20 protein-coding genes and 1 pseudogene are annotated in these 23,581 nt (G+C 73.4%); 5 read left to right on the top strand and 16 right to left on the bottom strand.

The genetic code is table 11. The features are described 5' to 3' along the window. Window positions 1-18: 18 nt before the first annotated feature. From BRM1_RS12635 to pdxH, 10 genes are all read right to left on the bottom strand, one after another. Window positions 19-1,020, bottom strand: coding sequence for a low temperature requirement protein A (locus BRM1_RS12635; RefSeq protein WP_268529856.1), 1,002 nt, complete (start codon window positions 1,018-1,020; stop codon window positions 19-21). After that, window positions 1,020-1,244, bottom strand: coding sequence for a low temperature requirement protein A (locus BRM1_RS12630; RefSeq protein ID WP_268526353.1), 225 nt, complete (start codon window positions 1,242-1,244; stop codon window positions 1,020-1,022). Before BRM1_RS12630 ends, BRM1_RS12635 begins: the two co-directional genes overlap by 1 nt. Window positions 1,245-1,336: 92 nt before the next feature. Beyond that, window positions 1,337-2,839, bottom strand: coding sequence for a polysaccharide deacetylase family protein (locus BRM1_RS12625; RefSeq protein ID WP_160953402.1), 1,503 nt, complete (start codon window positions 2,837-2,839; stop codon window positions 1,337-1,339). 228 nt (window positions 2,840-3,067) lie between these two features. After that, the gene (locus BRM1_RS12620; RefSeq protein WP_160953403.1) at window positions 3,068-4,075 is read right to left on the bottom strand and encodes a universal stress protein; all 1,008 of its coding nucleotides are present in this window, start codon (window positions 4,073-4,075) and stop codon (window positions 3,068-3,070) included. Between the two features lie 91 nt (window positions 4,076-4,166). Further along, window positions 4,167-4,670, bottom strand: a complete 504-nt coding sequence (locus BRM1_RS12615; RefSeq protein ID WP_160953404.1) for an HNH endonuclease — start codon at window positions 4,668-4,670, stop codon at window positions 4,167-4,169. Window positions 4,671-5,165: 495 nt separating this feature from the next. Continuing rightward, on the bottom strand, window positions 5,166-6,023 hold the full coding sequence (locus BRM1_RS12610; protein WP_268526349.1) for a C40 family peptidase: 858 nt from the start codon (window positions 6,021-6,023) through the stop codon (window positions 5,166-5,168). Window positions 6,024-6,541: 518 nt separating this feature from the next. Beyond that, the gene (locus BRM1_RS12605; protein WP_268526347.1) at window positions 6,542-7,306 is read right to left on the bottom strand and encodes a C40 family peptidase; all 765 of its coding nucleotides are present in this window, start codon (window positions 7,304-7,306) and stop codon (window positions 6,542-6,544) included. 365 nt (window positions 7,307-7,671) lie between these two features. Beyond that, entirely contained in the window at window positions 7,672-8,349 is a 678-nt protein-coding gene (locus BRM1_RS12600; protein ID WP_160953406.1) for a metal-dependent transcriptional regulator, read from the bottom strand. A 128-nt stretch (window positions 8,350-8,477) separates the two neighbouring features. Next, on the bottom strand, window positions 8,478-9,941 hold the full coding sequence (locus BRM1_RS12595; protein WP_268526345.1) for an aldehyde dehydrogenase family protein: 1,464 nt from the start codon (window positions 9,939-9,941) through the stop codon (window positions 8,478-8,480). Window positions 9,942-10,007: 66 nt separating this feature from the next. Beyond that, on the bottom strand, window positions 10,008-10,739 hold the full coding sequence (gene pdxH / locus BRM1_RS12590; RefSeq protein WP_268526343.1) for a pyridoxamine 5'-phosphate oxidase: 732 nt from the start codon (window positions 10,737-10,739) through the stop codon (window positions 10,008-10,010). Window positions 10,740-10,847: 108 nt separating this feature from the next. Here pdxH and serC point away from each other — a divergent pair, with 108 nt between their 5' ends. Then, window positions 10,848-11,984 carry a phosphoserine transaminase gene (serC, locus tag BRM1_RS12585; RefSeq protein ID WP_160953409.1) on the top strand — a complete coding sequence of 379 codons (1,137 nt, stop codon included), beginning with the start codon at window positions 10,848-10,850 and terminating at the stop codon, window positions 11,982-11,984. A 57-nt stretch (window positions 11,985-12,041) separates the two neighbouring features. Here serC and BRM1_RS12580 read toward each other — a convergent pair whose 3' ends face one another. The 6 genes from BRM1_RS12580 to BRM1_RS12555 all read right to left on the bottom strand — a co-directional run bounded on the left by BRM1_RS12580 (window position 12,042) and on the right by BRM1_RS12555 (window position 16,889). After that, window positions 12,042-13,034: an EamA family transporter gene (locus tag BRM1_RS12580; RefSeq protein ID WP_268526341.1), complete on the bottom strand. Its 993-nt coding sequence runs from the start codon at window positions 13,032-13,034 to the stop codon at window positions 12,042-12,044. A gap of 125 nt (window positions 13,035-13,159) precedes the next feature. After that, on the bottom strand, window positions 13,160-13,654 hold the full coding sequence (locus tag BRM1_RS12575; protein ID WP_160953411.1) for a DUF456 domain-containing protein: 495 nt from the start codon (window positions 13,652-13,654) through the stop codon (window positions 13,160-13,162). Then, window positions 13,654-14,910 (bottom strand): MFS transporter, encoded by a 1,257-nt coding sequence (locus tag BRM1_RS12570; RefSeq protein WP_268526339.1) that lies wholly within the window; start codon window positions 14,908-14,910, stop codon window positions 13,654-13,656. The genes BRM1_RS12575 and BRM1_RS12570 overlap by 1 nt, the downstream gene beginning before the upstream one ends. Window positions 14,911-14,952: 42 nt before the next feature. Next, window positions 14,953-15,915: a DUF3027 domain-containing protein gene (locus tag BRM1_RS12565; protein WP_160953413.1), complete on the bottom strand. Its 963-nt coding sequence runs from the start codon at window positions 15,913-15,915 to the stop codon at window positions 14,953-14,955. After that, the gene (locus BRM1_RS12560) at window positions 15,912-16,283 is read right to left on the bottom strand and encodes a cold-shock protein (protein WP_268526337.1); all 372 of its coding nucleotides are present in this window, start codon (window positions 16,281-16,283) and stop codon (window positions 15,912-15,914) included. The genes BRM1_RS12565 and BRM1_RS12560 overlap by 4 nt, the downstream gene beginning before the upstream one ends. Window positions 16,284-16,646: 363 nt before the next feature. Beyond that, window positions 16,647-16,889, bottom strand: coding sequence for a hypothetical protein (locus tag BRM1_RS12555; RefSeq protein WP_160953414.1), 243 nt, complete (start codon window positions 16,887-16,889; stop codon window positions 16,647-16,649). Between the two features lie 106 nt (window positions 16,890-16,995). Between BRM1_RS12555 and BRM1_RS12550 the strand changes: the two genes are divergently transcribed. From BRM1_RS12550 to BRM1_RS12535, 4 genes and pseudogenes are all read left to right on the top strand, one after another. Next, window positions 16,996-19,188 carry a helicase-associated domain-containing protein gene (locus BRM1_RS12550; protein WP_268526334.1) on the top strand — a complete coding sequence of 731 codons (2,193 nt, stop codon included), beginning with the start codon at window positions 16,996-16,998 and terminating at the stop codon, window positions 19,186-19,188. Window positions 19,189-19,352: 164 nt separating this feature from the next. After that, window positions 19,353-20,987, top strand: coding sequence for a DNA repair helicase XPB (locus tag BRM1_RS12545; protein WP_160954283.1), 1,635 nt, complete (start codon window positions 19,353-19,355; stop codon window positions 20,985-20,987). A 103-nt stretch (window positions 20,988-21,090) separates the two neighbouring features. Then, a pseudogene (locus tag BRM1_RS14015) lies at window positions 21,091-22,440 on the top strand (FMN-binding glutamate synthase family protein); the annotation flags it as partial. A gap of 336 nt (window positions 22,441-22,776) precedes the next feature. Then, the gene (locus tag BRM1_RS12535; protein WP_202411115.1) at window positions 22,777-23,538 is read left to right on the top strand and encodes a response regulator transcription factor; all 762 of its coding nucleotides are present in this window, start codon (window positions 22,777-22,779) and stop codon (window positions 23,536-23,538) included. Window positions 23,539-23,581 lie beyond the last annotated feature (43 nt).

Here is a 23,581-nt window from a genome sequence, read left to right as displayed (position 1 = left end):
GCGGTTGCCCCTATCGTCTCACTCCCGGCCGGCGAGCTCCGGGGAGGGGCCGTCGCCGTGCGCGGGTGCGCCGGACTCCGCCCGGGCTGCGGGAACGGGCCGGCGGATGACGAGCACGGCCACGAGGGCCGCGAGGATGAGAACGGTCGTGAAGATCGGCGCGCTCACGAGCGGAGCCAGGAGGATGAGCGCGGCGGCCGTCACCATCGCGGTGCTCACGATCGCGTCCGCGCTGCCGCGGAAGGCCGTCATCCAGACGAAGAGGAGGAACGCGGACACGGGGATCGCCACGGCCAGCCCGGCGGTGGCCTCGGAGATCCCGCCCTCGATCGCGGAGTCGATGTCGATCTCGATGCCCACCGACAGCGCACCGGCCGCGGCGAAGACGAAGTAGTGCCCGTAGCCGAACAGGGTCGAGGACAGCATCGACGTGATGGTGCGGTGGTGGACGGGCCAGAAGTACACCCACCACAGTCCCGCGGTGATGAGCAGCGTCATGGCGGCCAGCGGGATCAGGTTGCCCACGGCCTCGGCCTCCTCATTGGCCTCGATGAGGGCGTTCGTGCTGGCCAGCAGGCTCTCGCCCAGGACGATGAGGGTGAAGAGCCCGTAGCGCTCCGTGATGTGGTGCGGGTGCCACGGCGTGCTGCCCACGCGCTCGGCGAGCACGGGCACGAGGAGTTCGACGACGATGAGCGAGAGGAAGAGCGGGGTCCGGAACGGGCTCTCCGGGAGCAGGAGCCACAGCACCCACAGCACCTGGGTGGCGAAGATGCCCACGGCGTAGACGAGCGCGGCCCGGCCGGCCGCGCCGCCGCACCGCGAGGCGCGCAGCCACTGCGCGACCATGAAGATGCGCATGACCACGTAGCCGCCGATGAGCACGGTGTAGCTGTTGTGCTCGAAGGCCGGGGCGATGCCGGCGGCGAGCACCATGACCCCGCTCATCTGCCCGATCGTCATGAGGCGGTAGAACCAGTCGTCCGTGTCGAACGAGGTGGCGAACCACGTGAAGTTCATCACGCCCACCAGATCCCGAAGAACACGATCCCGTAGTGGGCCAGGCCGTCGGCCAGGTGCCCCTCGGCGATCGCATGGTGCAGGTTCGACGAGGCATTCGAGACCGCCACGACGAACACGAGGTCGAAGACCAGCTCGAGCGTGCTGGCGGTGCGCCCCTGCTCGTGGGGCGAGCGCGGGCGCATGGGCGTGAGCCTGAAGCGGCCGGCGGCGGGAGTGTTCACGGGTGGCCTTCCGGGAGTGGGGATGCTGGCCCCACTCTAGGCACAGGATCGGGTGCGCACCGCCACCCGGGCGGGCGGCGCCGCCCGCGGTCTCAGTCCTCCGGGGCGGGCTTGGCCTTCGCCTTGCCCTTCTCCACCATGGGGTGCTCCGGGTTCGAGCACATGGCGGAGCGGTAGCCGCGGCAGAAGTACTCGCCGTGGGCCTCGAACGGCAGGCCCTTGAACAGGTAGCCGCTGGTCACGGGGTAGAGGCCCTTGGCCTTGAGGTTCTTGTACAGCTGCGGGGCGGCCTTGATAGTGGGCTCGTGGATCGAGTGCATGAGGATGACCGAGCCCGGTTGCGACATCGACGTGCCCGTCTTCACGGTCTTCGGGGTGCTGCGCGTCTTCCAGTCCAGCGTGTCGACGTCCCACTGGATGATGCGCTTGTCGACCTGCTTGTCGACCGCCGCGCTCGTTGCGCCGTAGGGCGGGCGCAGCATCGTGGACTTCGGGACCCCGGCCGCCTCGAGCGCCTTGTCCGTCCGGTCCAGCTGCTGGGCGAGCTTGGACCCGCTCAGGCGGCTGAGCTGCGGGTGGTTCCAGCTGTGGTTCTCCACCTCGTTGCCCATGTCGAGCAGTTCCTTGTTCGCCTTGGGGTACTGCTTGACGTTGGTGCCGATCTGGAAGAACGTGGCGCGGATGTTCGCGTCCTTGAGGTAGCCCTTGAGCTCCTTCGTCTGCTGGGGCGTGCCGGGCCCGTCGTCGTAGGTCACGGCGACGCACGGCAACAGGCCGCAGGAGTAGTCCGGCTCGTAGCTCTTGTCGTCGCTGGGCAGCTGGAGGTCCTCGCCCATGGCCTGGCGCACCTGGGTGCCCAGGTCGGACAGGTCGCCCTTGTCCACGGCGCTGCCGTCGACGACGGGCAGGGCCTTGTCGTCCACGGTCATGGCGCCCACCTGGTCCGCGCCGTACTTCTGGGCATCGGAGAACAGCGCCGAGCCCGGCTGGGTCTCGTTCTTCTCCAGGTCCGTGACGAAGACGCGCTGCGTGGCCTGGCCGCCCACCGTGGTGCTCAGGCGGGAGACGAGGAAGTGCCCGCCGGCCGCCACGACGGAGTTCTCGGCCGTCACCTTCTGCTCCTTGCCCTTCCCCGCGCCCGAGGTGCTGCTCGCGGTGGCGCCGCCGCTGGCCTGGCTGGTTGAGCCGGCGCCGTCCTGGCCGGTCGCGCTCGCGGTGGGCCCCTGGCCGGGCTGCTCGATGAACTTCGGGGCCTCCCAGCGCTCCTCGGGATCCGTCAGCGCCGGGTCGAGCGCGCGGCGGCCGTGGAAGGCGCCGCCTGATTTGAAGGCCTTGAGGATGTCCTTCTCCATGGCCTCGGACAGGCTCGAGGCCCCCGTGATGCCGAAGAAGTGGGCGTCGAGCTTCGAGTTCTCGCTCGTGTGGACCGCGTAGCTGTTGAGGCGCTCGGCCAGGGAGTCGGGGACGCCGTCGAAGTGGCCGCTGTCGCTGCCGCCGCCGCCCGTGCCCCCGGAGCCGCCGGTGCAGCCCGTGAGGAGCAGCGCGACTGCCGAACCTGCGGCCGCCAGTGCCCCGAATCTGCCAATGAACTTCACGATCTCACCCTCTGCTGGCTGTGGTCCCTGTGCTGTGGTCCCGGCGCGCCGCTTGGGCCGCGGGCCCCTGCCGAGTCTAGTGCGCGCCGGTCACGGGACGGCCACATTTGTGTATGCCCTGGCATAGCGCTTCCTGTGTCGCTCCTGTGAAAGGCCAGAACACCGTTCAGGAACATAGCGGGGCGCCCCGGCGGCCATCCGCCGGAGCGTCCCGCTGGGTGGCGTGCCTCAGCCCTCGCGCTTGGCGCGCACCACCATCGTCGGGCACTTGGCGTAGGGCAGCACCGACTGCGAGGTGGAGCCGAGCAGCAGGCCGGCGAAGCCGCCGCGCCCGCGCGAGCCGATCACGAGGATGTCCGCGGTGTCGGAGGCGCGCACGAGCACCTCGGCGGGCTGCCCGTCGAACAGCGTCCAGTCGACGGTGAGCTCCGGGTGCTGCTGCGCCACCGCCGCCGCGGCGAGCGCGATCTTGTCCGCCCCCTCGTCGACGAAGCGCTTCATGTCGCTGGCGCTCGGCAGCCACTCGGGGCCCACGACCGTCGTCGTGATGACGCCCACGATGTGCAGCGGCGTGCCCCGGCGCACCGCGATCTCCGCGGCGGCCCACAGCGCCGGCGAGTCCTTACCCAGCGCGTCGATGCCCACGACGACGGAGCCGGAGAAGTCCAGCCCCGGATAGGTCTCCCCGTCCCCGCCCTGCTCGAAGTCCGCCCCGCGGGCGCTGCGCACCGGCTGGGAGGACGAGACCTCGGGCCGGCGCTGGCCGTCGAGCGACCAGGAGACCGGGACGACGATCGTGGGGGCCAGGCTGTGGGCGGGCAGCGCCGAGGACACGGTGCCCAGCAGGCGGCCGGCGAACCCGCCGCGCCCCCGGGAGCCGACGACCGCCAGCGATGCCTGCCGGGACTCCTCGACGAGGACGCCGGCGGCATCGCCGATTTCGATGACGGCCTCGACGCCCACGCCCGCGGCCCGCACCTCGGCGGCGGCCTCCTTGAGCGAGGCCGTGACGGCGGCGCGCACCGCGGAGTCGTCGATGGGGACGTAGGAGACGTCGATGGTGGCCGCGGCGACGCTGGGGATCGTGTAGGCGCCCACGAGTCGGATGGTGCGGCCCATGGCCTGGGCCTCGCCGATCGCGAACGCCAGTGCGTTCCGGCTCGCCCGGGAGCCGTCGATGCCGACGATGATCGCCTGCGGATCGGCGACCTGGGGTTCTGCGCGTTCCTCTGCCATGGCGTCTCCTCACGCGGGTGGGCGGAACGAGGCTGCCTGCCCCGCTACCCAAACCCTACTCAGCCCCGCGGCCCAGATCACCCCGCGGCCGTCATGCGGCACGGCGGAAGTCGAGGAATGGACGCCACTGCTCCGCGGGGGCGTCGAGGTCGCGCAGCCACCAGCGCCCGGCGTGCGGCGCGCGAGGGGCCCGGGCGAGCCGCCAGCCGATCTCCTCGGGGGTCCGATCGCCCTTGCGGTTGTTGCACGCCCGGCAGCACGCCACGAGGTTCTCCCACGAGTTCGCGCCCCCGCGCGAGCGCGGCAGCACGTGGTCGACGGTCCCGGCGGCCGCCCCGCAGTAGGCGCAGCGGTGGCCGTCGCGGCGCAGCACCCCTCTGCGCGACAGGGCCGCGGTGCGCCCGTGGGGCGGGCGGACGTAGCGGCACAGGAGGATGACGGAGGGGCAGTCGAGCTCGCGCACCGCGCTGCGCACGCGCACCCCGGGGTAGGCGGCGAGCACGCTGGCGCGCCCGGCGAGGACCAAGACGATGGCGCGGCGGTAGGAGACGACGGACATCGGCTCGAAGCCCGCGTTGAGGACGAGGGTCTTCACAGCCCCGCTCCCCGTGCGGTGGCCACCGCAGGCGGGCGGGCCTGCGCACCGTGCGGCCGGGCCGCGCGCAGACGCGAACGGGCGCCGCACCTGTGTGCGGCGCCCGTGGCGGGAGTGGGTGAGGCGGCTATGAACTCGGCGCCGCGACTGTGCGGGCGGCGAGCCGACATGGGGCGGGGTGCTGACATGCGCGTTCCCTTCGGCCAGGGCCCAGCCCCGCTGGGCCTGGGCCCACCATAGCCCGCGCGGGCGCCCCCGTCACCGGGCCAGGGCACAGCGGGCGGCAGAATTCGCCTGCCCGCAGGCCCCCGTTCACCACGTCAAGCGACCGGCCCCGGGGCGCGCAGCAGCGGGCCCAAGTCGGCTCGGGCCCGCTGGACGACCGGCGCCGGTGGGCCGGAAGGGAGGACGATCAGGTGCGGCGGACGGCCCGGTGGGCCGATGGCCTGGGATGAAGGGGCCGCGGCGCGCGCGGCCCCGCCGGCCCGGGCCGCCTCAGAGCACGCGGCGGAACGATGCGCCGGCGGAGACCATCCAGTCGATGGAGCGCTTCGACGTGTCGACGCGGGGGTTGCCGGCGTCGTACATCATGCCGTTGCCCGCGTAGATGCCCACGTGGCCCGGCGAGACGATAAGGTCACCGGCCTTCGCGTTCGACTTCGACACCGCCTTGCCCGCCCCGGCCTGGCCGCCCGAGGTGCGCGGCAGGTGGACGCCCACCTTCTTGTAGACGTACGAGGTGAAGCCGGAGCAGTCCCAGCCGCTCGGCGAAGTGCCGCCGGAGACGTACGGGGTGCCGAGCCCGCTCTTGGCCAGCGCCATGACCTGCTGGACCTTCGACCCGCTGGGGACGGGGGCGTCCTTCGAGGACTTCTTCGAGGACTTGCCCGACGACTTGCTCGACGACGACTTCGAGGACTTCTTCGTCGACGACTTCTTGTCCTGCTCGGCGGTCGAGTGCTGGGCGCTGGCCTGCGGGGCCGAGGAACTGCTCGCCTTGGCGGGCGCCGGCTTGGGCTTGGGGGCCTTCGCGGCGGTCACCAGCGAGGTGCTCGTGGCGGCCTGCGACTTCTCCGCCTTGGCGGGGGTGCTGTCGACCTTCGTGGCGGCCTGGGCCTCGTAGTCCGCGGCGCCGGCCGGCTGCGACTCGCTGGCCACGACCGCATCGCCGCCGTGCTCGCCCAGCATGCTCGGCAGGCTCGCCGAGGCCAGGAGTCCGCCCGCGGCGGCGACGACCGCCGCTCGGCGGCCCACGGTCCCGGAGCTGGCGCTCAGGGACTCCGTGAGTTCGGTCAGGGGGGTCTTCACTCGGGTGGCCGCCGCCCGGCGGCCGTGCTGCTGAGAATCAGGCACAGGTCATCCTTCGCTGCTGCGTGTGTGGGGCTCCGTCCACGGTAACGAAGGCGCACCCGAATGTCACATTCCCGTTACAAAACTCCGACCGGATTATGACGACTGCGCGTGTCGGCACTGGTGAGAACGGCACTCCACCCCGAACTCCCGGGCGTGTCGGGCAGACGAGGTCCATCCGGAGACACCGAGCACGCTCCCGAAATCATAACGTTTCGTTACCGAAAGCGAATGGACGCGGCGCGGCGGGCGTCGTCATCGGGTCCCCCGGGCGGGGTGCATCGTGGGGGTTACGGCCGTTACGAGAGAGCGGCACAAGGCTCCGGTGCCGGGCCGGAGGAAGCCCGCGCGATACTGCGGCGCAGGACCAGCCGCGAAGGGCCGGGGTACGGCCGGCACGCGGAAGCGGCAAGAGGCCGCGGCACGGACCCGGGCCGCCGGCGCAGGCGCCGGAGCCAGACGTCCGCAGACGCACAAGCGCCCCGGCCCAACAGGGCCGGGGCGCTTGGAAACCGCTGGGCTCAGAGCACGCGGATGAAGACCGCGTCGCTCATCCAGGAGTCCGAGGTGTGCACCGTGCCGACGCGCGAGTTGCGCGCGTCGATCATCTTGCCGCCGCCGGCGTAGATGCCGACGTGGCCGGGGTGCCACATGAGGTCGCCGGGCTTGGCCTCCGAGGCGGAGACGGTGCGCCCGGCGCTGCGCTGCGAGCCGGAGCTGTGGTCGAGCTTGACGCCCACCTTGCCGTAGACGTACGAGGTGAAGCCGGAGCAGTCCCAGCCGCTGGGGCTCGTGCCGCCCCAGACGTATGGGGTGCCCACGTAGCTCTTGGCGATGGAGACGACCTGCTCGGCCTTCGAGCCGTTCGGGGCCGCGGCGGAGCCGGAGGCGGCGGTTGCCTTCGCGGGCTCCGCGGCGGGCTTGGGCTTGGGCTTCGAGGCCTTCTTCGCGGTGACGTTCTCCACGGCGGCGGTGCCGGCGACGGCGGAGGCCTTCTTCTCGGACTTGGCGGTCTTCGCGGCCGCGACCTTCGTGGCGGCCTGCGCCTGGTATTCCGGCTGCGCGGTCTTCGAGGAGTCCTGCGCGGAGACGACGGCATCGTCGGACTTCGTCGCGTTCGCCGCGGTGGGCAGTGCGACCGAGGTGAGCAGACCGCCGGCTGCGACGGCAACCGCTGCGCGCCGACCGACCGAACCGGAGTTGGCGCTCAGCGCCTCGGTGAGCTCCGAGAGGGGGGTCTTGACGCGAGAGTCGGCCGCACGACGGCCATGCTGCTTCTGAGCCACGGATTACTTCCTTCACATTGCACAGGACGGTGGGCCTGCTTGTGCTTCTGCTGAGTGGGGGGCTGGGGCCTGAGTCGTCCCGGTCGCCGTGTCGGCTGCGATGGCCGCCGACAGCCCAACGGTATAGGAGGGTTACGCGATTGTCACAATCCGATCACGAGAATCTTCCTGTGAAAACCGACACAGCGGCGTCTTCGCTGGTGAGAGGCTTTGACGGCAGCGGCGGATTCGTTACCCACAGATTACGAACCGGGCCGGACAGGCTGTGGACAGCGCAGAAGCCGCCCGCCTCCCCCGGCGAGCGGGGGCTGCGGGCGGCTTCCGGCGTGACTGGCGCGCGGCGTGACTGGCGCGCGGTACGCAGCTCAGCGGGTCACGAAGATGTGGGAGGCGGTGTCCGGCGGGAGGTCGAGCACGTCATCGGCACCGGGCACGCCCACGGTCACGTAGTCGCCGAGCACCTTCGACACGACGGCGGCACCCGGGACCACGCCCGTCTGGCGCAGCTGGGCCAGCAGGTAGGAATCGACCTGGAGCGGCTCCGCGATCCACTCGATCGTCGCGGAGACCTCCTCGTCGCCGGCGACCGCGGTGAGCGGCACCGCGTCCGAGGGCGTGTACGGGGCGTCGATGGCGCCGCGCTCCGGGATCGGGTTGCCGTACGGGCTGGTCGCGTGCTCCTCCAGGAGCCCCACGAGGCGCTCCTCGACCTGGTCGCTCATGACGTGCTCCCACCGGCACGCCTCCTCGTGCACGAGCTCCCAGTCCAGCCCGATGACGTCGCTGAGCAGGCGCTCGGCCAGGCGGTGCTTGCGCATGACGGACATCGCGTGCTCGCGGCCGGTGGTCGTGAGCTCCAGGTGGCGGTCCGTGTCGACGACGAGCAGGCCGTCGCGCTCCATGCGGGCGACCGTCTGGGAGACGGTGGGGCCCGAGTGCTCGAGCCGCTCGGCGATGCGCGCGCGCAGCGGCGTGATGCCCTGCTCCTCGAGCTCGATGATCGCCTTGAGATACATCTCCGTGGTATCGACGAGGTCGTTCATGGCTTCCCTCCAGCGTTGCCCGCCGGGCGCCCCTGCCCAGCCTTCGAGATCGCGTGTCCTGCCCCGCGACCAACGGTCTGACCACTCATCCTATTCCCAGCCCGGTCCATCCGCTGTGTAGGCACACCTCACTCCGGAGCGCCCGCGTTGATGTAGGCCGTCTTGTGGACCGTGAAGAACTCCCGCGCGGCCCTGCCCTGCTCGCGCGGGCCGAAGCTCGAGCCCTTCCGGCCGCCGAACGAGGCGTGGTAGTCCACCCCGGCGGTCGGCGCGTTGACCATGACCATGCCCGCCTGCGCCCGGCGCCTGAAGTCCGCGGCGTGTGCCAGGGAGCGGGTGAAGATGCCGGCCGAGAGTCCGAACGGCGTGCGGTTGGCTACCGCCAGCGCCTCCTCGTAGTCGGCGACCCGGATCACGCTGGCGACCGGGCCGAAGACCTCCTCGCGGTTGATCGTCATCTCCTCCGTCGTGTCGGTCACCAGGGCCGGGGCCAGGAAGTAGCCCTCGGCGTCTGCCTGCACCCGGTGGCCGCCGTGGACCGTGGCGCCCTCCGCCGCAGCGCCGTCGATGTAGGCGCGGTCCTGTTCGAGCTGCTCGGCGGAGACGACCGGGCCCACCGTGGTCTCGGGGTCGCGGGCGTCTCCCACCCGCAGGCGCCCCATCCGCTCGAGGACGAGGTCGACGAACTCGTCGTGGACATCGGCGGTGACGATGAGGCGGCTCGAGGCCGTGCACCGCTGCCCCGTGGAGAAGAAGGCGCCGTTGACGGCGGCATCGGCCGCGGCCGGCAGGTCCGCGTCGCCGAGCACGACGAGGGGGTTCTTGCCGCCCATCTCCGCCTGCACCTTGGCCCCGGAGGCGGTGGCGGCGGCGATGACACCGGCGCCCACGGCCGCGGAGCCCGTGAACGTCACGGCGTCCACCTCCGGCGAGTGCGAGAGCACGTCGCCCACCACGCGCCCGGAGCCCATGACGAGGTTGAGCACACCGGCGGGCAGCCCGGCCTCGACGAGGATGCTGACGAGCGCGTGCGCGCTGGCCGGCACGAGCTCGGCCGGCTTGAACACGACGGTGTTGCCGAACGCCAGGGCCGGGGCGATCTTCCAGGCGGGGATGGCGATCGGGAAGTTCCACGGCGTGATCACGCCCACGACGCCCACGGGCTCGTGCGTCATCTCCACCGTGAGCCCCGGGCGCACGGACTCGACGACCTCGCCCGTGTTGCGCAGCGTCTCGCCGGCGAAGAACTTCAGCAGCTGGGCCGCGCGCACCGCCTCCGCCCGTGCCTCGGCCAGGGGCTTGCCCTCCTCGCGGGCGAGGAGGGCGCCCAGTTCGTCCGCGCGCTCGCGCACCAGGGTGCCCGCGGTGTCGAGCACGTCGAAGCGCCGCTGCACGGTGCCGTAGGACCAGTCCGGCAGCGCCGCGCGGGCGGCGGCGATCGCCGCCTCCACGTCCTCGGCGCCGGCGCGCGCGAAGCGGCCCAGCACATCCGAGGTGTCCGAGGGGCTGATGTTCTCCCGGCGCTGCTGCGCGGGGACCCACCTGCCCCCGATGAGGTTGTCGAAGGTCGTCTCCGGGCCGTAGGCGGTCATGCGGGGCTCCTCAGGGGTGTGGGGCCGCCGCGCTGCGCGCGCCGCGGACACCGGGGGCGGTCGGGCTCAGGGGTTGAGCCGGACGATGGTCCAGGCACTGGGGTCATCGAGGCGGGCGGGCCGGCCGTCGGCGCTCGTGAACGCGTAGCGGTCGTGGAAGCGGTTGCCGCGGCCCTGCCAGAATTCGACCTCGCTGGGCCGCACGAGGTAGCCGCCCCAGTGGGCGGGCCGCTCCACGGGGCCGGAGCCGAAGCGCTCCTGCGCTTGCGCATAGGCGGCTTCGAGGTCGGCGCGGCTGCGCACGGGCTGGGACTGGGCGCTGGCCACCGCGCTCAGCTGCGCGCCGCGGGCGCGGGAGGCGAAGTACTCGTCGGACACCGCCGCCGAGGTGGGCTCGGCCACCCCGCGCACCCGCACCTGGCGCTGCATGTCGTGCCAGGGGAACGTCAGCGCGATGCGGGGGTCCGCGGCGAGCTGGCGGCCCTTGAGCGAGTCGTAGTTGGTGAAGAAGACGAAGCCCTCGGGGCCGAATTCCTTCAGCAGCACCACCCGGGCGCTCGGGCCGGAGGCGTCGGCCGTGGCGACGACCATCGCGTTGGGCTCGGCGACCTGGGCGGCCGCCTCCTCATACCAGGCGGCGAACTGGGAGCCTGGGTCCGCGGCGACCTCGCTCAGGTCCGCGGCCAGGTACTCCACGCGCTGGGCGGCGAGGTGGGACAGGGCGGTGTCGCGCGGTGCGTCCGCGGTGGCAGCCTGTTGGTCGTGGGCATCCGATTCGGGGCTCGTCCCTGCGCTCATGGCACCATGATAGCCCGCGCTCCCCGGCCGCCGCGCGCGGTTCGCATCGCGGTCGTCCGGCTGGGACGGTGCGCACACTGGGTGGGGCGCCGGGCTAGACTCGGGCGGGTGAGCGAAGACACCACTACTACCGTCATCATCCCGCCCGAACTCCTGCCCGCGGACGGCCGCTTCGGCTCCGGCCCGGCGCGCATCCGGCCCGAGCAGCTCGAGGCCCTGGCCGCCGCCGGCCGCACGGTCATGGGCACCTCCCATCGCCAGGCCCCGGTGAAGAACCTGGTGGGCCGCATCCGCACCGGGCTCGCGGAGCTGTTCGACCTGCCCGCCGGCTACGAGGTCGTGCTGGGCAACGGCGGCTCGACCGCGTTCTGGGACGCGGCCGCGTTCGGCCTCGTGCGCACGGCCGCGGCACACGGCTCGTTCGGCGAATTCGGGTCGAAGTTCGCCAAGGCCACCGACACCGCGCCCCACCTGGAGGCCTCCATCATCACGGAGTCCGCGCCGGGCACCTCGGCGGTCCCCACGGCAGCGGAGGCGGACGTCTACGCCTGGCCGCACAACGAGACCTCGACGGGGGTGGCCACGCAGATCCGGCGGCCCGAGGGCATCGCCGACGACGCCCTCGTCATCATCGACGCGACCTCGGCTGCCGGCGGCCTCGACGTCGACATCCGGCAGGCGGACGTGTACTACTTCGCCCCGCAGAAGAACATGGGCTCCGACGGCGGCCTGTGGATCGCGATCATGTCGCCGCGCGCCCTCGAGCGCGCGCGGGAGATCAAGGACTCCGGACGCTGGATCCCCGCCTCGCTCGACCTCGTCACCGCCATCGACAATTCGGCGAAGAACCAGACGTACAACACCCCGGCGGTCGCCACCCTCATCCTGCTCGCCGAGCAGCTCGACTGGCTCAATGGCAACGGCGGCCTGGCCTGGGCCGCCTCGCGCACGGCCGAATCCGCGCGCCTCGTCTACGAGTGGGCCGAGGCCAGCGACGTCGCCGCGCCCTTCGTGGCGGATCCCGCCGACCGCTCGAACGTCGTGGCGACCGTCGACTTCGACGAAGCGGTCGATGCCGCGCAGATCGCGCAGGTGCTGCGCGCCAACGGAATCGTCGACGTCGAGCCCTATCGCAAGCTGGGCCGCAACCAGCTGCGCATCGCGACGTTCGCCTCGGTGGACCCCGAGGACGTCAAGGCGCTGCTCGGCTGCATCGACTTCGTCCTCACCGCCCTCCCCCGCTGAGCGGCCGCGGCGGCCGGGCCGCAGCCGGTCGCCGGGCACAGGCGCGGCGCCGCCGGCTCACAGCGCCGGATCGGCCGGCGGCGGCGATCCCGCAGGACCGCCGCGGGCGGCGTCTCCCCCGGCACCGGTCCCCTCGGCCGCACCCTGGCCGGCCGCACCGCCCTCATTGGCCGCACTGCCCCCGTCGGCCTCGCCGGCTCCGCCCGCGGACACCCACACGACGAGCGCACCGGAGACCGCCACGAGCAGCACGCCTGCCAGCGCGGCCGGCGAGAGCCGCTCCCCCAGCAGGGCGAACCCGACGAGCGCGCCCATTGCCGGGTCGACCGCGAAGAGCGTGCCGATGACCCGGGCGGAGCTCAAGCGCCCGGCCAGGGTGTCGAGGCTGCAGGGGATCGCGACGCCCACCACCGCGCACACGGCGAGCAGGCCCAGATCGGCCGGCTTCACCTCGCCGACGTGGGGCGCGGCGAGCGGCAGCGTGAGCGCGGCCGCGATCCCCACCGACAGCGCCAGGCCGTCCAGTCCGGACCCGGCCTTGCCCACGCGCGCGGCCAGCAGCGTGTAGCCCCCGAACGCGGCCGCGGCGCACAGGGCCGCCGCATAGCCCGCGGCATCGAAGTAGCCCAGGGGGCCGGCGGAGATGAGCGCCACCCCCGCCAGTGCGAGCAGCGCCACCCCGGCCTCGCGCAGCCGGCGGGTGGCGGCCAGCGCGACGGCGCACGGGCCCAGGAACTCGAGGGTGACGGCGATGCCGAGGGGAATGCGGTCGATGGCGGCGTAGAGGCTGAGGTTCATGACGGCCATGGCCGCCCCGTAGAGGCCGATGCCCAGCCACTCGCCTGGGCCGCGCCCCCGCAGACGGGGGCGGATCACCGCGAGCAGCACCACCGCGGCGATGGCCATGCGCATGCCGCTGACCGCGAACGAGCCGTAGGCGGAGAACAGCCGCGAGGACAGCGCCGCGGAGACCTGGACCCCGGCGGAGCCGCCCACCACGAGCGCGGCGGCGCCCAGCACCGCGCGCGGGCTCAGCGCCGCCTGCGCCATGTCCGCTCCGCAGCCCTGGATCGTTCGCCCGTCTCTCCCACGGCCATCAGGCTACGCGCATCGGCTCCCCGCCGCCCAGCCGGCCGCGCGGGTCGCACCGGGCCCGCCGCGGTCCGTGGACTGCCTCAGGCGAAGTGCGCCCAGACCCCGATCCCGAACGCGCCGGCGGCGAGCGCCGCGCAGCCGAACTCCACGGCGATGCCCAGGCCCGCCGCGCGGATCGTCGCCCAGCTCGTCTCCCAGGCCCGGCGGGGGTCGCCCAGCCGTGCCCACTCGGCCAGGTAGAGCCCCGCCACGAAGCCCAGCAGCAGGCCCACAACGGGGAGGACGAAGAAGCCGACGACCCCCACCGCCAGCCCCGCGAGGAGGCTGAGGCTGGGCACGCCGCGCGCCTTGAGGCGCCGGCCGGTGATGACCCAGGAGGCGCCCATGCCGATGCAGGTGAAGACGGCCACGGCCGCGAACGCGGCCCACGCCTCGGGCCCGCCGACGATGATGGCCCACACGAGCACGGACACGAGGATGAGCGCGGAGCCGGGCAGCACCGGCACGACGATGCCGGCACAGCCCACGACGATGAGGAGCGCGACGACGAGCGAGGCGATTGCGGCGGCGCTCATCAGGGGTGCCCGTCGTAGGTGAGGTGGACGAGGCGGCGGGTGTGCGTGCGGTGGACGCGCAGGTGCTTCGCCCCGATGAGCCAGCACAGGCCCACGGCGATCCCGATGATGCCCGCCGAGCCGCCCAGCACGAGCGCGGCGCGCGGGCCCATGCCGTTGGCCACGAGCCCGGCGATGGGCGCGCCCAGCGGGGTGCCGCCCATGACGACGGCGGCGTAGATCGCCATCACCCGGCCGCGCACGACGGCGGGGATGGTGGTCTGCACGTAGGCGTTCGCGGCCGTCATCATCGTGATCGAGGAGAAGCCCACCCCGATGAGCGCGATGGCGAACAGCCAGTAGGAGGGCATCGCCGAGGCCAGCAGGCACGCCGCCCCGAACCCGCCGGAGGCGCCGAAGACGAAGCGCAGGCGCGGGCGGTCGCGGCGCGCGGCCAGCAGCGCGCCGGACACGGAGCCGATCGCCATGACGGAGTTGAGCAGGCCGAACCCGCTGGCGTCGCGGCCGAACTCCACCCGCGCCATCGTGGCGGTGTAGATGTTGAAGTTGAAGCCGAACGTCGAGACGATGAAGAGCACGACGAGCACGACGACGAGGTCGGGCCGCGTCCGCAGGTACTTGAAGCCGCCCAGCACCGCCTTGACCCCGCCGCCGCGCTTGATGGGCGCGGGGTGGAGCCGAGCGCGGTCGAGGGTGAGCAGGACGACGATGGTGGCGGCGAACCCCAGCCCGCTGATGAGGAAGACCGGTGCGGGGCCCAGCCAGGCGGTGAGGCCGCCGGCCACGGCCGGCCCGAGCATCCGCGCGCCGTTGAACGACGCGGAGTTCAATGAGACCGCATTGGGCAGCAGCGACTCCCCCACGAGCTCGGAGACGAAGGCCTGCCGGGTGGGGTTGTCCACCGTTGCGACGACGCCCAGGAACAGCGCGAGCGCGTAGACGTGCCAGAGCTCGACCGCGCCGGTGATGACGAGGCCGAAGAGCACGAGCCCGCAGGAGCCCATGAGCGCCTGTGTGAGGAGGAGCAGCCTGCGCTTGTCGAAGCGGTCGGCGATCGCCCCGGCGAACGGGAAGAGGACGAGCTGGGGGCCCAGCTGCAGTGCCATGCCGATGCCGAGTGCGGTCGCATCGTTGTCCGTGAGCACGGTGAGGACCAGCCAGTCCTGCGCCGTGCGCTGCATCCACGTGCCCGTGTTGGAGATGAGGGCGCCGGCGAACCAGTGGCGGTAGTTGGGCTCGCGCAGAGACCTGAACATCGAGCTCATGGGCTCAGACCTCCGCTCCTGTGGTCACGGGGCTCAGGCCCCGGCGCCCTCCGCGGGCGAGCCGGCGGCCACCGGGACCATCTCGAAGCCCTCCGCGGCATCGTCGACGACGGGCACGGCCGGAGCGGCATCGGGCCGCTCCACGTCCGTCTCCGAGTGGGCCCCGCAGCCGGTGTCGAGGGAGACGACGCGCCCGTCGAAGGGCGACCACTCGTTGGCGCACACGCCGAACTGCGTGCGCATGGCGCCGGCGATCGGCAGCAGGTAGCCGCAGCTGCCGCAGGTCTGGACCGCCTGGCGGGCGAACTCGCCGCGCGGGCCCGCCTCGGAGGCCGCCCAGCGGCTGGCCGCGGCGCCGATGCCCTCGCGGGAGAGCACGCGCTCGCGGCCCAGGCCGAACTCGTAGTTGGCGATCTGATCGACATCGTCGTCCGGCTCCACGGCCACCTGCTGGTAGCCCGGCTGCAGGTTGGGGTCCGCGTCGAGCTTGGGCAGCGTGTCCTTGGGGCCGACGTCGCCGGGGCGCACGCGCTCGGCCCACGGCAGCCACTCGGGCGAGACCAGCGCCTCGGGGCCGGGCAGCAGTGCCGTCTCGCACACCGTCGCCTTCTTCGAGCGCGGAGCGCGGGCGAGCACGGCCACCCAGTGCCAGCCCCGGTAGGCGGGGTCTGTGCAGTCGAACGAGTGGGTCACGAGGCGCTGGCCCTCGGACACGGCGCCCTGGTAGGCGCCCACGTGCTCGGGCTCGGCCACCTCGAGCAGCGCCGCGCGGGCGACGTCGACGGCGGCGGCCAGCACGTCGTCCAGCGGCGCGGGACGGCGGGCGGCCGAGGCGCGGCGCGGCTCGGGCGCGGGCTCGACCGCGGCCATTGGCTCGGAGTCGGCTGCGTTTGCGGGCTCGGCCGGGGCGGCCGCGTGCGGGGCCGGCGCGGCCTCGGCACGCGCCTCGGCGGCGTCGGAGTCCATGCCCTCCCGCCAGGCTTCGAACAGGCTCATCGGCCCTCCAGATCATCGGCGATGTGGCGCAGCACCTCGGCGACCTTGTGGGCGTGCCCGTCGTCCGGGTAGCGGCCCCGCCGCAGTCCGGCGGAGGTGTCGTCGAGGAGCTTGATGACGTCTTCGATCATAGCCGCGGTCTTCTCCGGGTCCCGGCGCACGCGCTTGGGCGCCTCGATGACGCGGGCCTTGAGCACCTGCTTGCCCTTGCGACCGTCGACGACGTCGAAGTCGAGGCGGGTGCCGGGCGCGACCTCCGTGCCCGCGGGCAGGGATGTCGAGTGCAGGAAGACCTGCTCACCCGAATCGGCGGTGACGAACCCGAAGCCCTTCTCCGCGTCGAACCACTTCACGCGTCCGGTTGGCATGGCGTCTCCTCTCGTGCGTGCGCGCCGCCGCGGCGCGCGGTGTCTGTCTTGTGTCTGGTATCTGGTGTCTGGCGGCTGCTGCTGGTCTGCGAGCGGGGCCGGTCTGAGCCCGGTCGCGGCCGCACCGCGTGCGCCTGTGCGCTGCCCCGGCGCGGCTGTACTGCTGCACGCGATCCGTGCGGACCAACGGTGCGCTGCCCGCGGGCCACCCGGCGTCGGCGATCCTGCGGCCCGGCCGCGCGGGGCGGTGCCCGACGCCCGATCGCGGGGCGCGACGGCGGTCTCGAGGCCCGGGGGCGCTGCGGGCCGGCGGGGAGCGGAAGCCGCGCCCCTAGGCTCAGCGCCCGGGCGCGATCCCTGGGCTCAGCGCCCGGGTTGGGCGGTCGGTCGGCGCCTGCGCCCGATGAGCCGGACGAACGCAACGACCATGACGATGAATGCGATGGGCGGCGCGATCATTCCCACCCAGGTCAGCGCAACCGAGGGGACCCCGCCCGCCACGCCCACGATGACGACGGCGGCGAGCGCCAGCGCGCCGATGCTCATGAGCGCGACGGCGGTGCCGATCAGCCACGCGTCGGCTCGCCTCTCCCGCTGCTGTGCCACGTTCTCGTCCTTCTTGCTCGGAAAGTGCCGGGCCGGCCAGGGCGGCCGACGCCTCCCAGTGTACGCGCCGCCGCCCGCCGGGCGGGTGCCGACTAGACTCGGCCAGATGCCCCCGCTCCAGTCCTTCGCCGCGTGGCTCGCCGCAGCCGAGTCCCAGCGGTTCGCGGCCTTCGCCGCCCGCCGGCGCGACCTCATGCGCACGGACGCCGCGGACCTCACCCGCGTCGCGGGCCTGGCCGGCACCCGCGCCTCCGTGGCCACCGCGCTCGAGTCCCTGTCCACCGCTGCGCTGCAGGCCATGCAGCGCGCCGCCAGCGCCGCCCGGCTGGGGCCCACGGTCTCCGCGGCCGAGGCGCTGGCCGCACCGGGTGCCGAGGGCGCCACGGCCGGCGAGGGCGCCGCAGGTGCCGAAGGTGCCGCAGATGCAGAGGACGACGACCCCGCCGTCGTGCTCGCCGAGCTCCTCGACACCGGCCTCGTCTGGCCCGCGGACCCCGCCGACAGCGCCGCGCCGCTGCGCGCCGCCGAGCTGCGCATCCAGGCCGAGGCCATCGGCCTGCTGCCCACCACCGCGGCCGAGCGCGCCGATCCGCCCGCGTGGACCTCGGCCCGCCGGCCAGCCCGCCCCCGGCCGCAAACCGTGCCGCCCGCGATCGCCGCCAACGCGCAGGCGGCGGCGGTCTCCGACACCGTCTCCGGGCTGCTCGCCGCGGTGCGCACCGTCGCCGAGGCGGAGGCCTCCCAGCTGGCCACCGGCGGCATCGGCAAGCGCGACGTCCAGCGGATCGGGACGCGCCTGAGCGCCGATCCCGCGCACACGGTGCTCCTCCTGGAGATCGCGGGCGCCATGGGCCTGCTCGGCGTGGGCGGATCGGACCTCGACCCCCAGTGGCTGCCCACCGCCGAATACGACCGCGCCCTGGGCGCGGGGCGCGCCGAGGTGTGGGCCGGCGCGGTGCGCGCCTGGCTGCGGCTGAGCGTCGGCATCGACCACGTGCTGGCCGGGCGCACGCCCAGGGGCGACCGGATCCACGCGCTTGCCGCGGCGGCCGGTTCCCACCGCGGCTCGCCCTACCCCGGCAGCCGCGGGCGCGCGCCGCTGCCCTTCGCCCGCTTCCGGGTCCTCACCGGCCTCGCCGAGCTCGCCGGGGAGGGCGAGGCGATCGATGATGCGGCACTCGCCGCCCAGCTGCGGTGGGACCACCCGCTGGCCCCCGCGCTCGAGGATGCGACGGTGGGCCGCCTGCTCGCGGAGGCCGAGGCGCTGGGCCTGACGTGCACGCCGCTCGCCGCGCCGCGCGCCCACGCCCTCACCCCGCTGGGGGCCGAGCTCGCCGCCGGGTTGCGCGCCGCCATGCCGGCGGAACTCGCGCCCCTGGGCTTCGCCGCGGAGCTGGTGGAGGTGGCGCCGGGCGTCACCGCCGCAGCGCAGGCGCTCCTGCCCGAGCTCGTCGAGGACGTCATCGTCCAGTCCGATCTCACGGCCGTGGCCACCGGGCCCGTGGACCCGCGCACAGCGGCGGTGCTCGAGGCGCTGGCCGAGGTCGAGACCCGCGGCCAGGGCACCGTCTACCGGTTCACGGAGTCCTCCCTCACCCGCGCGTTCGAGTCGGGGCTGAGCGCCCAGGAGGTGCGCGAGCGGATCGCCGGAGTGTCCCGGACCGGGCTGCCGCAGCCGCTCGAGTACCTCCTCGCGGAGACCGCCGCGCGCATGCGGCGCGTGCGGATCGCCGCGGCGCGCTCGGTGGTCGTCGTCGACGACCCCGCCGATCTCGCGGCGCTGCTGGCCGAACCGGTCATGATCGCGGCCGGCCTCCAACAGCTCGCCCCCACCGTCGCGCTCGCGGGCGTCGGCTCCGACCGCCTCGACCAGCTCCTCGCTGCCGCGGGCATCCGCACGCTGCACACGGCGGGAGCCGGCGGCGCTCCCCCGCGCGGGCGCCCTCCCGCCCCCGCCGCCCCGCTGGCCCAGCGCAGCACGCGCGTACCCGATGCGCAGCTCGAGGCGTTCGCCCAGCGCCTGCGGGCGACGGGCGGCGGGCGCAGCGCCTCCGGCCCCGCGCCGGCGGGCGGGCAGAGCCCGGCCGACATCGCCCACGCGCTGCGCGAGGCCGCAGCGGCCGGCAAGGCGGTCGCGGTCGAGTCCGCCGGCGGCGACGGGCGCCCCACCACGGTGCGCATGCGCCCCATCGCGGTCGGCGGGGGGCGCGTGCGCGGCGTGCGCACCGGCGCCGCCCAGAGCGAGCTCACCCTCGCGATCGCCCGCATCGTGCGCGTGCGCCCCGCCGAGGGCGACTGAGCGCAGGCGGGAATGTTCGGCCGTCCCGCGGCGCTGTACCCCCGGGCCGGCGCACCAGCGGATGCGCCGGGTGCCGCGGGACCCGCGGCAGGACCGCCCGCGCGCCCGGCGCCGGGTGGCGCGAACGTGGAGCCGGCAGAGCCCGGGAGGAAGGCGGTGAGGCCATGAGCGGCCCCCTCGTGGTGCAGTCCGACCGCACGATCCTGCTCGAATCCGCCCACCCGCAGGCGGCGGAGGCCGCCATCGCGATCGCCCCGTTCGCCCAGCTCGCGCGCACCCCGGAGTACATCCACACGTACACGATCACCCCGCTGGGACTGTGGAACGCCCGGGCCAGCGGCCACGACGCGGAGTCGGTCGTCGACACGCTCCTCGAATACGCGAAGTACCCCGTGCCCCACGAGCTGCTCCTCGACATCGTCGACATCATGGACCGCTTCGGCGTCCTCGTCCTCACCCAGTCGCCCATCCACGGGCTCGTGCTCGAGTCCCAGGACCCGGTGCTGCTGGGCGAGCTGCTGGGCCACCCCCAGCTGCAAGGGCTGCTGGGTGCCCGCCTCGACGAGCGCAGCGCCCTCGTCCACCCCTCGGAGCGCGGCGAGCTCAAGCACCGCCTGCTCAAGCTCGGCCACCCGGTGGCCGACCACGCGGGCTACGTCGACGGCGAGGCCCACGCCATCGACCTCAAAGGCGAGGGCGAGGGCAGCGACTGGCACCTGCGCGGCTACCAGCGCGAGGCCGTGGACGCCTTCCTCGCCGGCGAGTCCGGCGTCGTCGTCATGCCCTGCGGGGCGGGCAAGACCGTCGTGGGCGCGGCGGCGATGGCGGAGCTCGGCACCACGACGCTCATCCTCGTGACGAACTCCGTGTCCGCCAAGCAGTGGAAGGCGGAGCTGCTGCGCCGGACGAACCTGAGCCCGGACGAGATCGGCGAGTACTCCGGGGCCGTCAAGGAGATCCGGCCCATCACGATCGCCACCTACCAGGTGCTCACGACGCGGCGGAAGGGCTCCTACCTCCACCTCGAGCTGCTCGACGCCCGCGACTGGGGGCTCGTCGTCTACGACGAGGTCCACCTGCTGCCCGCCCCCGTCTTCCGGCTCACCGCGGGCCTCCAGGCGCGCCGCCGGCTGGGCCTGACCGCAACGCTCGTGCGCGAGGACGGCCGCGAGGAGGAGGTCTTCAGCCTCATCGGCCCCAAGCAGTTCGACGTGCCGTGGAAGCAGATCGAGCGCGACGGCTACATCGCCGAGGCGCACTGCCGGGAGGTGCGCGTGCGCCTGGACTCGGGCTCCCGGGCCGCCTACGCGCGCGCCGAGGGCGAGGACCGCTACCGGCTCGCCGCGACCACGGACATGAAGGTCCCGGTCGTCGAGCGCCTCGTCCACGAGCACGCGGGCCAGCAGGTGCTCGTCATCGGCCAGTACCTCGACCAGCTCGAGGAGCTGGGCGCCGCCCTGGGCGCGCCCGTCCTCACGGGCAAGACCGGCGAGGCCGAGCGCGAGCGCCTCTACGCGGACTTCCGCGCGGGCCGGATCCGCGTCCTCGTCGTGTCGAAGGTCGCGAACTTCTCCGTCGACCTGCCCGAGGCCTCGGTTGCCGTGCAGGTGTCCGGCTCGTTCGGCTCGCGCCAGGAGGAGGCGCAGCGCCTGGGCCGGATCCTGCGGCCCAAGGCCGATGCGAAGCCCGCGGCCTTCTACACGATCGTCACCGCCGCCACCGTCGACGAGCACTTCGCGGGCCACCGCCGCCGCTTCCTCACCGAGCAGGGCTACGCCTACACGATCGAGAACGCGTAGCCCGCCGCCGGGCGGGGCGCCGGGCGGCCAGGCGGGGTCCGGCGGCCCGTCCCACGGACAGGGCGGCCTGCGCCCACGGGCCGAACGGCCCTATCGTTGAGCCATGATCGTCGGCATCGTCTTCGGCGGCCTCGCCGCGCTCCTCGTCCTCTCCGGCCTCGCGGCCGCGCTCGCCAGCCCCTGGTGGCTCATCCTCACCGGCATCGCCGCCGGCCTGCTCGCGGTCGCCGTCTACGACCTGGTCCAGAAGCGCCTGGCCGTGCTCCACAACTACCCGCTCGTGGGCCATCTGCGCTACATCCTCGAATCGGCGCGCCCCATGATCCAGCAGTACTTCGTCGAGCGGAACTGGGACGGCCGGCCCTTCGACGCGGACGCCCGGCGCCTCATCTACGAGCGGGCCGCCGGGATCCACTCGGTGAAGTCCTTCGGCACCGAGCTCGAGGTGCGAGCCCCGGGCTACGAGTTCCTCGCCCAGTCGATCCGCCCGGGCGCCATGCCCGAGCGCGAGCACCGCGTGCGCCTGGGCGGCCCCGACTGCACCCGGCCCTACGACGCCTCGCTGTTCAACGTCTCCTCGATGAGCTTCGGGGCCCTGTCGGTCAACGCGGTGCTGGCCATGGGCTACGGTGCCGCGCGCGGCGGGTTCCTGCAGGAGACCGGGGAGGGCGGGCTGACGAAGTACCACCTGCAGACCGGGGCCGACCTCATGTGGGAGTTCGGCAGCGGGTACTTCGGCTGCCGCACGGCCGAGGGCCGCTTCGATCCGGAGACCTACCGCGACAAGGCGCGCCTCGAGCAGGTCAGGGCGACGTCCATCAAGCTCTCCCAGGGCGCCAAGCCGGGCCTGGGCGGTGTGCTGCCCGGGCCCAAGGTGACCGCCGAGATCGCCGAGGCCCGCGGCGTGCCGATCGGCCAGGACTGCGTCTCGCCGCCGGCGCACACCGCCTTCACGACCCCCATCGAGCTCATGGAGTTCGTCGCCCGGCTGCGCGAGCTCTCCGGCGGCAAGCCGGTAGGCTTCAAGCTGTGCGTGGGCATGCGCCGCGACGTCCTCGCCCTGTGCAAGGCGATGCTGGCCACGGGCCTCGCGCCGGACTTCATCATCGTCGACGGGGCCGAGGGCGGCACGGGCGCCGCCCCGCTCGAATACGAGGACCACGTGGGCATGCCCCTGACCGAGGGGCTCATGACCGTGCACAACGCGCTCGTGGGCTGCGGCCTGCGCGGCGATATCCGCCTGGGGGCGGCCGGCAAGATCGTCTCCGGCACGGACATCGTGCGCCGCCTCATCCAGGGCGCGGACTTCTGCCAGTCGGCGCGCGGGATGATGATGGCCACCGGCTGCATCCAGGCGCAGCGGTGCCACACGAACGAGTGCCCCTCCGGCGTGGCCACGCAGAATCCGCGGCTCTACCGCGGCATCGACGTGCCCTCGAAGGCCGCGGACGTCGAGCGGTTCCACGCGCTCACGGTGGAGGAGGTGCGCCAGATCGTCTCGACGCTGGGCGTCGACTCGCCGGACGGGCTGCACCACGAGATGCTCGTGCGCAGGGTCAGCCAGACCCGCACCCTCAACTATGCGCAGTTCAACGAGTGGCTGCGCCCCGGCCAGCTGCTGGACGACCCGCCGCAGGACTGGGCGGGCGACTGGGAGCTCGCGCGGGCCGAGCACTTCGGGCCGCCCGCGATGGCCGGCGGCACCCCGCAGCGCTACCTGTGGCCCGCATCACTTACGCCTCCAGCTGGCATCCAGGAGACTTCCAGACTAGGGGTCCACACTGGGGCCATGACTGCTGCAAACCACGAGGGCCGCGACGTCGAGGCCACGCTCCTCGTCGTCGACGATGAGCCGAACATCCGCGAACTCCTGTCCACCAGCCTGCGCTTCGCGGGCTTCGACGTGGTCTCCGCCGCCAACGGGGCCGAGGCGCTGCGCCTGGCCGAGCAGGCCGAGCCCGACCTCCTCGTGCTCGACGTCATGCTGCCCGACATGGACGGCTTCACGGTCACCCGGCGCCTGCGCCAGGCCGACCGCCACATCCCCGTCGTCTTCCTCACCGCCCGCGACGACACCTCGGACAAGATCACCGGCCTGACCGTGGGCGGCGACGACTACGTGACGAAGCCCTTCAGCCTCGAAGAGGTCGTCGCGCGCATCCGCGCCGTCCTGCGCCGGACCCACTCGGCAGAAGAGGAGGAGGGCGCCGTCATCGTCGTCGGCGACCTCGAGCTCGACGACGACACCCACGAGGTGCGCCGGGGCGGGATCCTCATCGACCTCTCCCCCACGGAGTTCAAGCTCCTGCGCTACCTCATGCTCAACGCCAACCGCGTGCTGTCGAAGTCCCAGATCCTCGACCACGTCTGGGAGTACGACTTCGGCGGCGACACGGGAATCGTCGAGTCCTACATCTCCTACCTGCGCCGCAAGATCGACACGGCCCCGGAGACGGACGAGGCGGGCACGCCCATCCAGCTGGACTGGAAGCCCATGATCCAGACGAAGCGCGGCGTGGGCTACATGCTGCGCACCTCCGACGCGAAGTAAGCGGCGAGTACCATCGCCGCGCATGCTCCGAAGCCCCGCCAGC

The sequence above is a fragment of the Brevibacterium sp. BRM-1 genome (assembly GCF_026802075.1).
GTDB lineage: Bacteria > Actinomycetota > Actinomycetes > Actinomycetales > Brevibacteriaceae > Brevibacterium > Brevibacterium rongguiense.
Note: the sequence above shows the minus strand (reverse complement) of the source record. Positions and strands in the feature narration are given on the sequence as shown.

Excerpts from the sequence above, each read along its gene's own strand:
- BRM1_RS12635 (WP_268529856.1), bottom strand. The coding sequence starts at position 1,020 with ATGAACTTCACGTGGTTCGCCACCTCGTTCGACACGGACGACTGGTTC.
- BRM1_RS12620 (WP_160953403.1), bottom strand. The coding sequence starts at position 4,075 with ATGGCAGAGGAACGCGCAGAACCCCAGGTCGCCGATCCGCAGGCGATC.
- BRM1_RS12600 (WP_160953406.1), bottom strand. The coding sequence starts at position 8,349 with ATGAACGACCTCGTCGATACCACGGAGATGTATCTCAAGGCGATCATC.
- BRM1_RS12595 (WP_268526345.1), bottom strand. The coding sequence starts at position 9,941 with ATGACCGCCTACGGCCCGGAGACGACCTTCGACAACCTCATCGGGGGC.
- pdxH (WP_268526343.1), bottom strand. The coding sequence starts at position 10,739 with ATGAGCGCAGGGACGAGCCCCGAATCGGATGCCCACGACCAACAGGCT.
- BRM1_RS12580 (WP_268526341.1), bottom strand. The coding sequence starts at position 13,034 with ATGGCGCAGGCGGCGCTGAGCCCGCGCGCGGTGCTGGGCGCCGCCGCG.
- BRM1_RS12575 (WP_160953411.1), bottom strand. The coding sequence starts at position 13,654 with ATGAGCGCCGCCGCAATCGCCTCGCTCGTCGTCGCGCTCCTCATCGTC.
- BRM1_RS12570 (WP_268526339.1), bottom strand. The coding sequence starts at position 14,910 with ATGTTCAGGTCTCTGCGCGAGCCCAACTACCGCCACTGGTTCGCCGGC.
- BRM1_RS12565 (WP_160953413.1), bottom strand. The coding sequence starts at position 15,915 with ATGAGCCTGTTCGAAGCCTGGCGGGAGGGCATGGACTCCGACGCCGCC.
- BRM1_RS12560 (WP_268526337.1), bottom strand. The coding sequence starts at position 16,283 with ATGCCAACCGGACGCGTGAAGTGGTTCGACGCGGAGAAGGGCTTCGGG.
- BRM1_RS12550 (WP_268526334.1), top strand. The coding sequence starts at position 16,996 with ATGCCCCCGCTCCAGTCCTTCGCCGCGTGGCTCGCCGCAGCCGAGTCC.
- BRM1_RS12545 (WP_160954283.1), top strand. The coding sequence starts at position 19,353 with ATGAGCGGCCCCCTCGTGGTGCAGTCCGACCGCACGATCCTGCTCGAA.
- BRM1_RS12535 (WP_202411115.1), top strand. The coding sequence starts at position 22,777 with ATGACTGCTGCAAACCACGAGGGCCGCGACGTCGAGGCCACGCTCCTC.